Origin of the sequence: Litoreibacter halocynthiae (assembly GCF_004365635.1) — a bacterium.
Lineage (GTDB): Bacteria > Pseudomonadota > Alphaproteobacteria > Rhodobacterales > Rhodobacteraceae > Litoreibacter > Litoreibacter halocynthiae.
The window spans coordinates 59,337-72,121 of record NZ_SOBH01000003.1 but is presented as its reverse complement, the minus strand read 5'-3'; the positions used below and the strand labels follow the sequence as shown (position 1 = coordinate 72,121).

The 12,785-nt window shown below is 58.4% G+C and carries 14 protein-coding genes; 6 read left to right on the top strand and 8 right to left on the bottom strand.

The window, feature by feature from the left end:
- Position 1: 1 nt before the first annotated feature.
- From BDE40_RS12120 to BDE40_RS12110, 3 genes are read right to left on the bottom strand one after another with little or no spacing between them, the layout of a single operon-like run.
- Complete coding sequence (locus BDE40_RS12120; RefSeq protein WP_134014870.1) at positions 2-940, bottom strand: DMT family transporter; 939 nt, start codon at positions 938-940, stop codon at positions 2-4.
- Between the two features lie 9 nt (positions 941-949).
- A complete protein-coding gene (locus tag BDE40_RS12115) occupies positions 950-1,933 on the bottom strand; it encodes a phosphatase domain-containing protein (RefSeq protein ID WP_134014868.1) in 984 nt (327 codons plus the stop codon).
- 22 nt (positions 1,934-1,955) lie between these two features.
- Positions 1,956-3,107 carry a HupE/UreJ family protein gene (locus BDE40_RS12110; RefSeq protein ID WP_246030446.1) on the bottom strand — a complete coding sequence of 384 codons (1,152 nt, stop codon included), beginning with the start codon at positions 3,105-3,107 and terminating at the stop codon, positions 1,956-1,958.
- Here BDE40_RS12110 and BDE40_RS12105 point away from each other — a divergent pair.
- The 3 genes from BDE40_RS12105 (at position 3,106) to BDE40_RS12095 (ending at position 5,146) form a co-directional block, all read left to right on the top strand.
- Entirely contained in the window at positions 3,106-3,912 is an 807-nt protein-coding gene (locus BDE40_RS12105) for a DUF4198 domain-containing protein (RefSeq protein ID WP_134014866.1), read from the top strand. The two genes, BDE40_RS12110 and BDE40_RS12105, sit on opposite strands and share 2 nt — an antisense overlap.
- A gap of 189 nt (positions 3,913-4,101) precedes the next feature.
- A complete protein-coding gene (locus BDE40_RS12100; protein WP_134014865.1) occupies positions 4,102-4,485 on the top strand; it encodes a hypothetical protein in 384 nt (127 codons plus the stop codon).
- Between the two features lie 319 nt (positions 4,486-4,804).
- Positions 4,805-5,146: a DUF2794 domain-containing protein gene (locus tag BDE40_RS12095; protein WP_134014863.1), complete on the top strand. Its 342-nt coding sequence runs from the start codon at positions 4,805-4,807 to the stop codon at positions 5,144-5,146.
- On the opposite strand, the gene BDE40_RS12090 is transcribed toward BDE40_RS12095, so the two are convergent.
- The 3 genes from BDE40_RS12090 to BDE40_RS12080 all read right to left on the bottom strand — a co-directional run bounded on the left by BDE40_RS12090 (position 5,143) and on the right by BDE40_RS12080 (position 7,825).
- A complete protein-coding gene (locus tag BDE40_RS12090; RefSeq protein ID WP_134014861.1) occupies positions 5,143-5,970 on the bottom strand; it encodes a C40 family peptidase in 828 nt (275 codons plus the stop codon). The genes BDE40_RS12095 and BDE40_RS12090 overlap by 4 nt on opposite strands.
- Positions 5,967-7,364 (bottom strand): leucyl aminopeptidase family protein, encoded by a 1,398-nt coding sequence (locus tag BDE40_RS12085; protein WP_134014859.1) that lies wholly within the window; start codon positions 7,362-7,364, stop codon positions 5,967-5,969. The genes BDE40_RS12090 and BDE40_RS12085 overlap by 4 nt, the downstream gene beginning before the upstream one ends.
- Positions 7,365-7,444: 80 nt before the next feature.
- Positions 7,445-7,825 carry a hypothetical protein gene (locus BDE40_RS12080; protein WP_134014857.1) on the bottom strand — a complete coding sequence of 127 codons (381 nt, stop codon included), beginning with the start codon at positions 7,823-7,825 and terminating at the stop codon, positions 7,445-7,447.
- 145 nt (positions 7,826-7,970) lie between these two features.
- Here BDE40_RS12080 and BDE40_RS12075 point away from each other — a divergent pair, with 145 nt between their 5' ends.
- From BDE40_RS12075 to BDE40_RS12065, 3 genes are read left to right on the top strand one after another with little or no spacing between them, the layout of a single operon-like run.
- Positions 7,971-8,618, top strand: a complete 648-nt coding sequence (locus BDE40_RS12075) for a carbonic anhydrase (protein WP_134014855.1) — start codon at positions 7,971-7,973, stop codon at positions 8,616-8,618.
- 24 nt (positions 8,619-8,642) lie between these two features.
- Positions 8,643-9,620: a sodium-dependent bicarbonate transport family permease gene (locus BDE40_RS12070; RefSeq protein WP_134014853.1), complete on the top strand. Its 978-nt coding sequence runs from the start codon at positions 8,643-8,645 to the stop codon at positions 9,618-9,620.
- 3 nt (positions 9,621-9,623) lie between these two features.
- The gene (locus tag BDE40_RS12065) at positions 9,624-9,935 is read left to right on the top strand and encodes a P-II family nitrogen regulator (RefSeq protein WP_134014851.1); all 312 of its coding nucleotides are present in this window, start codon (positions 9,624-9,626) and stop codon (positions 9,933-9,935) included.
- Between the two features lies 1 nt (position 9,936).
- On the opposite strand, the gene BDE40_RS12060 is transcribed toward BDE40_RS12065, so the two are convergent.
- The gene (locus BDE40_RS12060) at positions 9,937-11,589 is read right to left on the bottom strand and encodes a DUF4139 domain-containing protein (protein ID WP_134014849.1); all 1,653 of its coding nucleotides are present in this window, start codon (positions 11,587-11,589) and stop codon (positions 9,937-9,939) included.
- Positions 11,590-11,655: 66 nt separating this feature from the next.
- Positions 11,656-12,678 (bottom strand): aspartate-semialdehyde dehydrogenase, encoded by a 1,023-nt coding sequence (locus BDE40_RS12055; RefSeq protein WP_134014847.1) that lies wholly within the window; start codon positions 12,676-12,678, stop codon positions 11,656-11,658.
- Positions 12,679-12,785 lie beyond the last annotated feature (107 nt).

Here is a 12,785-nt window from a genome sequence, read left to right as displayed (position 1 = left end):
CCTACCCCTGCGGTGTCATGGCTTTGCGAGCCTGTTTGCGCTCGTGACCCAGCTTGCCTTCGCGCCAGATGATCAGGATGCCCGCACAAACGATCAGGGCAATCCCGATGAGCATCACGGCAGTCGGAACCTCCTCGAATACGAAGTACCCGATGGCAAGCGCGAGCAGGATCGAGAAATACTCGAACGGGGCAACGACAGAGGCGTCGGCATAGCGATAGCTGGAGGTCAGGAAAATCTGCCCGATGCCGCCACATATCCCCGCCCCGACGAGTGCCGCCGCTTCCGGCCCCGTGGGCCAGACCCAGCCAAAGGGGAGCGTCATAAGTGACAATGTGGACGCCGTGACCGCGAACCAGAACACGATGGCGGAGGTCGGCTCTGACATGGTGAGCTTGCGCACGAAGACATGGGCCAAACCGGCCATGACGGCGGACCCGAAGGCGAGCATCGCGCCAATGGCCAGATAGGGATCAGTCCCACTGTCGGAGAAGGCGGTGAGCCGCGGCGACATAATAATTAGCACCCCGGTCATCCCAAGTGCCACCGCAGTCAGGCGGAAGGCGCGAACCCGTTCACCAAGGAACATGGCAGCGAAGATAACCACCAGAACCGGTTGGGCGTATTGGATGGCTTTAACCTCGGACAGCGGCAGCAGACCCAGCGCGGCGAAGCCCATGGACATGGCTGTCACCCCGACAAGGCCACGCCAGAAATGGCCTTGCGGGTTATCGGTTTTCAACCCTGTACGCAGCTCCCCGCGCATAGCGATCCAGCCCAAGATGATGGGCAGCCCGAAGAAAGAACGGAAGAACACCGTCTCGCCCGGTGGAACGCGCGCGGAGGCGATTTTAACCAGCGTCGCCATCGCCATGAAGAAGAACACGGCCCCCAGCTTGGAAAAAATCGCAACGGGGATATTTTGTTTTGGAGCATCCATATCCAAACCTTAGGTGAGGCCTGTCTCGGGGGCCATGCCTGTGAAATCCGGTGCATGATAGAGAGGTGTTCCGGTGGCCTTTATCTGGTCCATGACCGCTTTGATCTTGGCGTCAGGCCCAGGGCCGGGCTCTCGTAATACGACGGAATGGATACGCCCTGCGTGCCGGTTGATCGCATCCAGATAGACCTGCGCATCGTGCTGGCCGGTGTCGCCCATCAAGATCACAGGCAAGTCGGGATTGGCGGCAAGGATGGTGTCGATGCTGCCACCCTTGTGATCCCCATGCGTGCCGGTGATGAATTGATCGTCACTCAAGCCGAGGTCACGCAAGAACATAGGGCCGCGCACCAAAGCCGCTTGGAGGAATATCTGCTCAAGGAAATAATGGAAATTCCACGGGCTGGAACTGACGTAGAACACGGGGTTCCGCGCGTCATCCGACAGCCGCTCCATCATCGCAACTGCGTCGGGAAACACCCGCCGCGTCAGCACATTGCCGGTGAGCGAGGTCCAGAGGTTCTTCCACAGCACATATGCGCCGGTTTCGATCATCGTGTCATCAATGTCAGAGATCACCAGAAACCGCGCATCGTCGCGTGGGACTAAAGCGGGGCAGGTAGCAAGATCCTCATACCCTTCGATGGTCACCGCGACGTTGTGCCAGCCCGCCGCTTCGGGGCGTGGCAGATGGAGCGTGAAATACCCTTCTTCGTCGCTGGACGTCGCGGCAGCGCCGGAGTGCAGATCAACAGCCGCGACCTCATCCGTTACGAACAACGAAATCATCTGTCGGATATTCGTCAGCAGTCGCTGGCCCTTCGCGGGCTTGTTGCGCGTAATCTTCGAGAGAACGCGACCGCGCACGACCAACGCATCGGGCGTCGCATAGCCGATATAGGGGTCGATCACCCGCCCTTCGCCAGTGCGTCCGAAAAGGCGGTCGGCGACCCTTTCGGCCTTCAGCGCGAGGCGATGGATCAACTGCTTCATAACATCAGGTGCTGCAGCACCCTCACAGGAATACCCGCTCGACCGCCCAGTAACCGCCGACGATTGCGATGAATACGGATGCAGGGATCGCGATGCGCGCGCGGTACCACGGCTTGTTGCCAAACCAGTAGCCCACCGCAAGGAACGCCAGCGCGATAACCGTGAGTTGGCCAACTTCAACGCCGACGTTGAAGCCGATAAGCCCAGCCACAAAGCGACCCGGCGCAAGGCCGAATTCCCCCAGAACAGAGGCGAAGCCCAGACCGTGCAGCAAGCCGAACGCGAAAATCACGATAGGCCGCCACCACGTAATGCGACTGGTAAAGATGTTTTCAACCGCGACGTAAACGATGGAGGCGGCGATCAAGGGCTCCACAATTGCGGGGTTGACCGAGACGTAGCCAAGGCTTGCCAAAGCCAGCGTGATGGTGTGCGCTACGGTGAATACTGTGACCTGCGTGATTAGCGGGCGCAAATGCAGCGAGAGGAAGAACAGGCCCAAGACGAACAGGATATGATCCAGACCTTTGGGAATAATATGGTCGAAGCCGACCCCGATGTAGCGGACAAAAACCGACAGCGCAGATTCCGTTGCAGCGCCGGTTCGCGGAAGCGGCTCGCTGAGTGCGCCGTTCTCCAGATAGCCCGCATAGGCGTCATCCCCACCCTCTGCCTGACGTATGATAATCGGCCCGTTGGCTGCCTGCCATCCGGCGCGCACATCGCTGTTATCGGTAGGCAGGACGCCCCTTAGAACAACCATCGTATCACGGGGAAGTTCGATATCCGGCTGGTCTGCGACCTCTACGCTTACAAGTTCCAAGGCGACGGGCGCATCGCCCGCCAACACGGAGACCCCATTCGCGATGTCGGGCCACGCCTGTTGAAACTGTGCGGACAGTTCAGCAGGGGGCAACGCGCGCAGGGCGTCGTATTGCTCGGCTTCGGGGGCTTCGTTGGTGTCTTGCAGCCCTTCAAGGTCAATGCCCGCAATCAGCGGCTCCGCCGTCATACGGATCTTCATTTCCAGCGCGTCTTCGGTCAAAGTCACATCTGCGATGGCTGGCCTGATCTCATGCGCTACAAGCAACGACGTCATCGTGAACAACGCCAGCATTGACATCGCACCCAGTTGCACCAGCATGTGTTTTAACTTGTTCAAAGGATTTGCCATGTTGCCCCGCCTTACCTGTTTTGCCGTCTTGATCACCGTGTGGACGGCCACAGCCAATGCCCACGAATTCTGGATTTCTCCCGAAGCCTACGTGACCCCGAAAGGCGGCGAGGTTCAAGCCCAACTTCGGGTAGGTGAGGAGTTTGGCGGCGCGTCCTACGCCTTCAACGAGAATCGGTTTACGCGCTTCGATCTGGTGATGGGCAATCAAGTCACGCCGGTCGCCGGACGGTTGGGGGACACCCCTGCCCTGAATATGATCGCACCTGCCGAGGGGCTGGTCATTATCGTGCACGAAACGGGTGACAACCTTCTCACCTACAAGGGCATGAAGAAGTTCACCAAATTCGCCAAGCACAAGGATTTCGAGTGGGCGGTTCAGAGCCACGCGGAACGCGCGCTGCCGACCGAGCGGTTTATGGAACGCTATCGGCGATATGCCAAAAGTCTTGTTGCTGTGGGTGACGGCAAAGGGGCTGACCTTGAAGTCGGGTTGAAGACTGAAATTATCGCGCTGGCCAATCCGTATACCGACCAGATGGATACGTTTCCGGTAAAGGTGCTTCTGGATGGCAAACCCCTCGCGGATGCCCAGATTGAGCTGTTCGACAAAGGCCCCGACGGCAAAGTCGAGATCACGCTGCACCGGACAAATGCCGAAGGAATCGGCGCGTTCCCTGTAACCGCCGGTCACGAGTATCTTGTTGATGCCGTGCAGTTACTACCGCTGGATGAAGGGGACCCAACCAAGTTTCCGGTTTGGGAGTCCGTCTGGGCGTCGCTGACGTTTAAGGTTCCGGAGTAGGGAAGTTATCAGTCTACATTGATCCGGCTTCGGTCATGAATCGTGCAGATAACGTTGGCTGATCCTGACAAATGAGTTGAAGCAAACAAGCTTCTTTTTGACTATTGTGGGACGGTTCGGTCGGTGAGGAACACCAAACCCTTCTTCCCGCCGTCAAACACGAAATATAATTCAAAGTGGATGTTTTTGATGGGTTTCTTCAACTTCAATTCTTTGATTGCCTTCGCCATTCTGACATCCGTTCCAAGCGTGAGTCTTGCGGATCGTATGATCATCTCGGATGCCGCCCTATGTGGCACCTCGGAGGAGACCGTTCTGGATGCAGGGGGGTTTATCATGTCAGAAACAACCATCGAAGCGATTGAGTTTCTTTGTGAATTTGACCAACTTCCACAATTGGATTTGAAAGAATACCAGACCCTTACCAGAAAAGGGTACTGTGCGGGTCCGATGTTTTTGATCCCGCAAGTTTTTGCTTTCCGTTTTGGTGAAGACATTGGTGACATCGAGATGATCGGGCAATTCGCTCAGTATGTTCCTAGCGGGCGTATTACCTTTCATGTCTGCGAGTAATCAGCTTTTTGACGTAGCCTATGGAGTATCGCGACATTGTTGGCGCAACCCAACCATTTGCCCTTCACAACTCCAGCACAAAGAAAAACCCCCGGCCTGATAACCAGACCGGGGGCTCTTTAACTATGTAGCACCCGACACGGCGATCTGGGTGGGGGCTGATCACACCGCATCGGGCTTGAGCTTACACTCGCTACAAGGCGTGTATCGCCATCAAGTGGGGCGTCATCGGGGAGGCGGAGTGGTGATGCTTGGGTCATCACGCGGCAATTTAAAGGCAAAGCTTGATTTGAAACGAAACGCGGCCCACCATACTTGCATGAACCAAAACGCGCCGATCCCCTTCCGACCAAACCAATCTGAAAAGGTTGCGTTTCAGCGGCGCGAGCTAGGCGATATTTTAACGGTCTATGGCCGCATGGTCGCAGCAGGGGAATGGCGCGACTACGGCATTTCGATGCTGAAGGATGTCGCGGTATTCTCGATTTTCCGGCGGGCGGCAGAACACCCGATCTACCGGATCGAAAAGCGCCCAAAGCTGGCGACGAAAAAACAGACCTACGCTGTGATTGGCATGGACGGACGCATTCTGAAACGCGGAGCCGACTTGCGGCAGGTCTTGCGCGTTCTTGAGAAAAAGCTGATCCGCTCCGTCGACTAGATCCGTTTTACAGAAGTTACCGGACCGTCACCCGCAGCCTCGATCCGCGAGATGGCGTCAGACAACGGCTCGTAGGCCACGGCCATATGATAGGCGTTGGCGTGCAGGATCATGTCGTCTCCCGAGACAAGCGCAACATGGCCCTTCCAGAACAACAGATCACCACGCCGGGCATCTGCCAGCTCGATCGGGGCGCCGACCTCGGCTTCCTGCATGTCGCTGTCCCGCGGACAATCCATCCCGCAACTGCGCCAGGCGATCTGCACCAGACCGGAGCAGTCGATCCCGTGCCGCGTGCCGCCCCCCCAAAGATAGGGCGTTCCCATATAAAGGTCAGCGACAGACACCGGATCGTTCATCCGCTGGTCGATTGGCAGCAAATGCATGGTTGGTACATAGCCGCCGTTGGACAGGCGGGACCAAGTGCCCTCCTCCTCCATCACCTGCACTTCGGAGCCGAGATAAAGCGCGCCGTTATTCATCAGCTTCATGTTGGGGCCAGGATAGAGATGCGTGCAGGGCATCGCCACCCAATGGCTTGCGTCATGGGGTCGGTCGAGCAGGTCTTCCCGCACATAACCGCAATATCCGTCATGCACCGTTTGCCCGAACGCGAAACCGTTGCGACGCTCCAGCACATTGAACAAATCGCCATAGATCAGTTGCGACGTGCGCCGCCCTTCGGGCTTTCCAGTAATATCCGCGAAGGCCGCGCCGCATTGGGCAATATCACCGTCCGTGTAGCTTGGCGCGTCGACCACCTCCTTGAGGTGGTTGGCGGCAACACGCCCATTGGCCGGAGTAACGCGCGGGTCATGGCTCATAGGTTCATCGCTTTCGGCAAAGCTGCAAGGATGGCGCGCGCACCCATTCCGACACCCCCTTTAGGTCGTCCCGGAGCGGCAACGGGTTGCCAGCCATAGACGTCAAAATGGGCAAATCGCGCTGTGTTAGACACGAAACGGCGCAAGAACAGCGCCGCGGTGATGGTGCCAGCGAAGCCCCCTTTCGGGGCGTTGTCGAGATCGGCGATGCCCGGCTCGATCAATGGCTCGTAGGGGTCATGGAACGGCAGTTCCCAAACCGGATCGCGCACCTGCCGCGCGCCTGTGCGCAACGCATCTGCGAAGGCCGCATCACCGGTGAAGAATGGCGAGATATCGGGGCCAACAGCCACGCGCGCGGCACCTGTAAGCGTCGCCATGCAGATCATCAAATCAGGCGGCGTCTCATCCGCAAGCGCCAACGCATCTGCCAGCACAAGGCGGCCTTCGGCGTCGGTGTTGTTGATTTCGACGGTAAGCCCCTTGCGGGATGTCAGGATATCCTGCGGGCGATAGGCCGATCCGTCGATGGCGTTTTCAACTGCGGGGATCAGCACCCTAAGCTTGAGTTTTAGACCCAACGCCATTATCATGTGTGCCAGCCCCAATACGGTTGCGGCACCGCCCATATCCTTCTTCATCAGGCCCATCGACGCGGCAGGTTTGATATTCAATCCGCCCGTATCAAAGCATACGCCCTTGCCGACCAACGCAAGCGTCGGGCCTTCATCGCCCCATGTCATGTCGATCAGGCGCGGCGGGGTCGCGGATGCACGGCCAACCGTGTGGATCATGGGGAAATTCTGGGCCAACAGGTCATCGCCGGTCACCACAGTGATGGCCGCACCATGTGCTTTCGCCAGCGTCCGCGCGGCGCCTTCCAAGTCGTTCGGCCCCATGTCCGACGCGGGTGTGTTGATCAAATCGCGGGTCAGGGTCTCTCCGGCGGCGATGGCCTCTATCCGGTCTTTGTCCACTCCATCAGGGCAAACGAGGCGCGCACTGTGCGGTGGCTGCGCGCGGTATGTCTCGAACGCGTATTGCGACAACAGCCAGCCCAATGCGTGTTCTTCCAGATCATCTGCCGCGTGGTCACTGACGAGCTGATACGTTCCGGCAGGCAGCTTGGCGGCAATCAAGGCCATCGTGAAGCGCCCGCGCGCGCGCGACTGAGCATCGCCCAAGCCCGCAAGCGCCATGGAAATAACGCCACCCCCAGCGGGTATGATACAAGTTGTGCCTTCGGCAGCTTTAAAGCCCTGCGCCTTGACCCAAACCTGTACATCTTGTGGTTGGGACTCCAACCAGTCATCAAGTGCATCCACGCCGAATGCCAGGAGCCGAACCGCGTCGTCGCTGGTGTCGGCAAATTTAAGCCTTGTGTGGTTCAACATAGTCCATGCCCTTGGTGCTGCAGGGGCAGCCTACTGCTTGCGGCGCAATCTGCAAGCAAAGGCGTGTCGCAGAGCGGCGTCTAACCCGGAATGTTTTGCATATCCCACACTGCACTGAGCGAACGATCGGCAATACGCCGTAGCCTGTTCAAGGTAGCACCCAACGAAACGCCTTCTTTCAAACGCCCGCACGCGGCGACATCATCCGCTACCCGGGAGAACGTCGTCATCCCGATATTTTCGGCGGTCTTTACCAAAAGATCGGCGCGACGGGTCAAAACATCCATGTTTTGTGCCGCATATGCGTCTTCAATCGCGACCATTCCTCGTGCCAATTCCTCCATCGCGGTGGTAATCAGCGCCTCGGCACGTGCTTCGCCCATGGACACGCACAGCTCCACCAAACGGTCCGGATCAACCCGAACCGGTTCACGCATTTCGAGTTTCAAAACATCCTGCATAACGCACCCCATTATCCGTGCCCCCTTAAAGCACATTGCAAACATCGGCGGCGAAGCTGAACAAAGTCTTTCCGGTGCGGCACGATTTCCCTCGAATTTCTGCTCAATTCGACATACTTGTGTTCGAAACTTTCAGAGGTACCCCATGCGCACGCCCAAACCCCTGCCGCACTATCTGATCAACCGCTACCATGGCTGGAAGGCCACGACTTATTCGGAGAACGAACCGTGGTACCGCCGCCTTGCCGCCGACGGGCAAAACCCGCGCGCCATGGTGATTTCATGTTGCGACAGCCGAGTGCATGTCACCTCGATTTTCGGGGCAGAGCAGGGCGAGTTTTTCATCCACCGCAACATCGCCAACCTCGTGCCGCCCTATAATCCGGATGGCGAGTATCACGGCACATCAGCCGCCATCGAATACGCAGTGGGCACCCTGAAAGTTGCACATATCATCGTGCTGGGACATTCAAACTGCGGCGGTGTCAACGGGTGCCACGACATGTGCTCGGGCAACGCGCCGCAACTGGAGGAGAAGACCAGCTTCATCGGGCGCTGGATGGACATTTTGCGTCCCGGCTACGAGCGCGTGAAAGACATCGAGGACGAGGCAGAACGCCGCAGCGCATTGGAGAGGGAGGCAGTGTTGGTGTCGCTGGAAAACCTTGCGGGGTTCCCCTTCGTCGCAAAGGAAATGGAGCAAGGGATGCTCAGCCTGCACGGCCTGTGGAACGACATTGGCGAAGGCGGCCTCGAGCACTACGTCCCAGAGACGGGATTCGTTCCAGTTTAGACCCTAACCCGCCGGAGGACCCGCATGGGCGACGTGCTATCACTGGCAGCTGACAACTTGCTGTCCCCATTGATCCTGTTCTTTGTATTGGGCGTTCTGGCCGCGTTCGCGCGATCTGATCTGACAATCCCGGAAGCCGCCGCCAAGGCGTTGTCGATCTACTTGCTGTTTGCGATCGGCTTCAAGGGCGGCGCCTCTGTTGCCGCGCATGGTGTGGACGCGGGGTTGATCCTGTCTTTGATTGCCGGTGGGATCTTGTCAGCGACAATTCCGTTCGTGGCCTTCGGACTTCTGCGCATCATGACGCAGCTAAGCACCATCGATGCAGCCGCCGTTGCAGGGCATTACGGCTCTATCTCTATTGTGACGTTTGTGGCCTGCACCAGTGCGTTGACAGGACGCGGGTTGGACCCCGAAGGCTACATGGTTGCGGTTGCGGCCATCATGGAAGCGCCAGCGATCCTTTCGGCCCTTTGGCTGGTGTCGCGAAAGGCAGGCGGCAACCAGATGGACGGAAATTTGTGGCGGGAAATACTGCTGAACGGCTCCATCGTGCTTTTGATCGGCAGCTTCGTCATTGGCGCGATCACGGGACAAGACGGGCTGGAAAAAATCGCCAGTTTCATCGTCTCTCCGTTTCAGGGCGTTTTGTGTCTATTCCTGCTGGATATGGGCCTTGTCGCAGGTCGCGGGTTGCGGGACAGCGGCAAATATCTGACGCCAGGCGTGTTCGCTTTTGGCATGCTGATGCCACTGGTCGGCAGCTGTTTCGGCCTCGCGGCCGGAATGCTGCTGGGGCTGTCCACTGGTGGTGTTGCGTTATTCATGACCCTTTGTGCATCGGCCAGCTATATCGCCGTTCCAGCGGCAATGCGCGTGGCGCTGCCAGAGGCCAACCCGTCCATATATCTGACACTGTCCTTGGGGATCACCTTTCCCTTCAACCTGACCCTCGGCATCCCCGCCTATATCGCGATTGCCAGCCAAGTAACCGGAGGATGACCCATGCAAACCCATGACGCGAAACGCGTAGTGATCACGATCGAGGCCGTGATGCAAAGCCGCCTGACCGACGCACTGCAAACGGCGGACGTGACCGGCTACTCCATTCTTCCCGTCCTTGGTGGCTCGGGCCAGTCCGGCCCATGGAGCCGCGAGGGGCAAGTCAGTCGTGCTGGCGGCATGGTGCAGGTGATCTGCATCGTGCGCCCCGACAAGCTGGACAAACTGCTCGACGCGGCCTTCGCGGTGGTCGAACGGTATATCGGCATTGTTACCGTGACCGATTGTCAGGTGCTGCGGGCGGAGCGGTTCTAGGCTACGGCTGCCAGAACAACTGCTGCCCTTCGGGCCAGTCCATATCGACATTCACACGCACGGTTTTTGTCTCGCCCGGACCGACGTCTAGATTCCAGACAGATACACCGCGCTTCTGCTCGAAATCAGTTTCATCCGGTGACGGGCGCGAACTTGTTGTGATGCTGAGGTCTTCCTGCTCGGCGTATGGCAATGCAAAGATAGTTTGGACCTGCTCTGTCGTGGCCAGAAGGTTTTCCACCGAGAACTCCATCTGCTGCACGCGGGTGCTGCTGGAGGTCAGGAAACCACGGTCGCCTGTGTCGTTGTCGAGCAACTTGTAATCGAGGCGCAGACCTTCAAGCGTTCCGAAGGACACCTCCGCCTTGTCGCCTGCGGGGACCAGCGGTAGGGCGCTGCGCCCAACAAATACACCATCGCGCGACACCGACATTTGCCCCGGCAGGAAAGGCTCCTGTGTGGAGTTGGTAAACTCCGCCATCAGGAAAGCCGTTTTGTCGAAGCGAGGTGCTGCACGGTTGAACTCACGGGCATCGAAGGTGAAATCGTCCAAGGCAAGGATCAGTTCCCCGCCGCCGGACGCGAGGTTGACGGGCTGAGGGTACTCATAAGTGACTGACAGGCCGTCTATTACAGCTGCGGCAGTAACAGGCACCGCCTCCTCCATAATCGGTTCTGCTAGGCCACCTGCCCGCGAAAGTTCAGCGTAGTCTGCCTGTGGTGCGGCCGTTCGAACCGATCCGTATCCCGCTTTGCCCTTAGCTTGAATGAACGCTTGAGACGGATAAGGCTTTGTCGGGTCGACCTGCGCAAAAGGGTTAGCCGTGGAAAGGGTCAAATTCACGTCGGACCACAACTCGCCCGACGACTGCTGCATGACGACTTTGCGCTCCATCGCGACGCGCGCGTCATCGCCACGGGTCAAGTTCAGATCGTAGTCCGCCCGCCAACCTGCGTTGTAAATCAAACTGTCCAATGTCATCTCAACCGTACCCGCAACGGCAGCCTCGACCGTGAGCGCCAGCATGGTGACGGCACCACTTGGCGGGGCCAGCCGGTTCAAGTCCTGCTCGGCCTGCTGAACTACCTTGCGTGCTTCATCGCGGGCTTTCTCGTCGGCACGAAGTGCGACGGCAGCGGCGTATTGGTCACGCCACGCTTTCTCCAACTCCTCGGCCACCATGTTGCTGGCGGCGCGCATCGCGTCGGCGTCAGCACCTGTCAAAGCAGCGCCCGTCAGCGTGCGCAGGTAGGCGTTCTTGGCGTTCTGCGCTTCCACGGAAGCTTGTCCACGCACGACCACGTCTTCCAACGCCTGTAAAGCATCCTTGGCAGCTTCGACACGTTCAAACGCGGCGGTTTGCTCTGGGGAATAGGCCGCTTTCGGGTCACTCAGGAAATCGTTCAAAACTTCCATCGCACCAATCGCAAAACCGTCCGGCGCGTTCACGCGCGGCGGGCCGTCGCTGCTGCCGGCTTGGTAGGGAACCAGTATCCGGTGCTTGCCTTGCGGCAGGTCAGCCGCAATGACCCGCGTAACGGTCGCACCTTGCGGATAGACGGTGACGGAGGAGACGGGCGCAACCAACTGAAAGTCCTCGGCGTAAGCAGCGGAAGACAACAGGGCGGCGGATAGGGCAAGGGAACGGAGCATAGAAAAAGGGCCTCAAATCAATTGATCTGAGGCCCAATGTTTCGTGTCAGAGTGGGCTTTGCAAGCCTAGCCTTTTTTCAAGCACCGCGTGCCCAGCGTTTCGGCGATTTGCACTGCGTTCAGGGCAGCACCCTTGCGCAGGTTATCGCTGACGCACCACAGGTTCAGGCCGTTGTCGATGGTGCTGTCCTGACGGATGCGGGAGATGAAGGTGGCAAAGTCGCCAACGCATTCGACGGGCGTCACGTAGCCACCGTCTTCGCGCTTGTCGATCACCATGACACCGGGGGCTTCGCGCAGGATGTCGCGGGCCTCGTCTTCGTCCAGATGGTCTTCGAACTCGATATTGATCGACTCGGCGTGACCTACGAAAACCGGAACGCGCACGCAAGTCGCGGTGACCTTGATATCCTTGTCGACGATTTTCTTGGTCTCGACGACCATCTTCCACTCCTCTTTGGTGGAGCCGTCGTCCATGAACACGTCGATATGCGGAATCACGTTGAACGCGATCTGCTTGGTGAACTTGCTTGGTGGTTTGTTGTCGACGGGGTTGTAGATCGACTTGGTTTGATCCCACAGCTCGTCGATTGCATCTTTGCCGGCACCGGACACCGATTGGTAGGTGGAGACAACAACGCGCTTGATCCGCGCCCGATCGTGCAACGGCTTCAGCGCCACAACCATCTGCGCCGTAGAGCAGTTGGGGTTGGCGATGATGTTTTTCTTTGTGTAACCCATCACGGCCTCGGGGTTCACTTCAGGAACCACCAACGGCACGTCGGGGTCGTAACGGTAGAGCGACGAGTTATCGATCACCACGCAACCAGCTTTGGCAGCAATCGGCGCGTATTTTTTCGTGGCCTCGGAGCCCACTGCGAACAACGCAATGTCCCAGCCGGTGAAGTCGAAGGTATCAAGGTCTTTGGTCTTCAGGGTTTTCTCGCCGAAGGAAACTTCGGTGCCGATCGAGCGACGGGAGGCCAGAACCTCGATTGTGTCCACTGGGAACTGACGTTCATCCAGAATGTTCAGCATCTCGCGACCCACGTTGCCCGTGGCGCCTACGACGACGATTTTGTAACCCATGATCCCTTTGATCCTTCTATAGGTCTTGTTTCAGACGGGGCCTGATACTCTTTTGAGACCCGATGGGAAAGGGCCATGTTGCCCCAGCCTTGCCGCGCCGCGCAAAA

Coding starts and splice junctions, on each gene's coding strand:
- BDE40_RS12100 (WP_134014865.1), top strand. CDS start 4,102: ATGGGTTTCTTCAACTTCAATTCTTTGATTGCCTTCGCCATTCTGACA.
- BDE40_RS12120 (WP_134014870.1), bottom strand. CDS start 940: ATGGATGCTCCAAAACAAAATATCCCCGTTGCGATTTTTTCCAAGCTG.
- BDE40_RS12110 (WP_246030446.1), bottom strand. CDS start 3,107: ATGGCAAATCCTTTGAACAAGTTAAAACACATGCTGGTGCAACTGGGT.
- BDE40_RS12085 (WP_134014859.1), bottom strand. CDS start 7,364: ATGTTGAACCACACAAGGCTTAAATTTGCCGACACCAGCGACGACGCG.
- BDE40_RS12070 (WP_134014853.1), top strand. CDS start 8,643: ATGGGCGACGTGCTATCACTGGCAGCTGACAACTTGCTGTCCCCATTG.
- BDE40_RS12080 (WP_134014857.1), bottom strand. CDS start 7,825: ATGCAGGATGTTTTGAAACTCGAAATGCGTGAACCGGTTCGGGTTGAT.
- BDE40_RS12060 (WP_134014849.1), bottom strand. CDS start 11,589: ATGCTCCGTTCCCTTGCCCTATCCGCCGCCCTGTTGTCTTCCGCTGCT.
- BDE40_RS12115 (WP_134014868.1), bottom strand. CDS start 1,933: ATGAAGCAGTTGATCCATCGCCTCGCGCTGAAGGCCGAAAGGGTCGCC.
- BDE40_RS12105 (WP_134014866.1), top strand. CDS start 3,106: ATGTTGCCCCGCCTTACCTGTTTTGCCGTCTTGATCACCGTGTGGACG.
- BDE40_RS12075 (WP_134014855.1), top strand. CDS start 7,971: ATGCGCACGCCCAAACCCCTGCCGCACTATCTGATCAACCGCTACCAT.
- BDE40_RS12065 (WP_134014851.1), top strand. CDS start 9,624: ATGCAAACCCATGACGCGAAACGCGTAGTGATCACGATCGAGGCCGTG.
- BDE40_RS12055 (WP_134014847.1), bottom strand. CDS start 12,678: ATGGGTTACAAAATCGTCGTCGTAGGCGCCACGGGCAACGTGGGTCGC.
- BDE40_RS12095 (WP_134014863.1), top strand. CDS start 4,805: ATGAACCAAAACGCGCCGATCCCCTTCCGACCAAACCAATCTGAAAAG.
- BDE40_RS12090 (WP_134014861.1), bottom strand. CDS start 5,970: ATGAGCCATGACCCGCGCGTTACTCCGGCCAATGGGCGTGTTGCCGCC.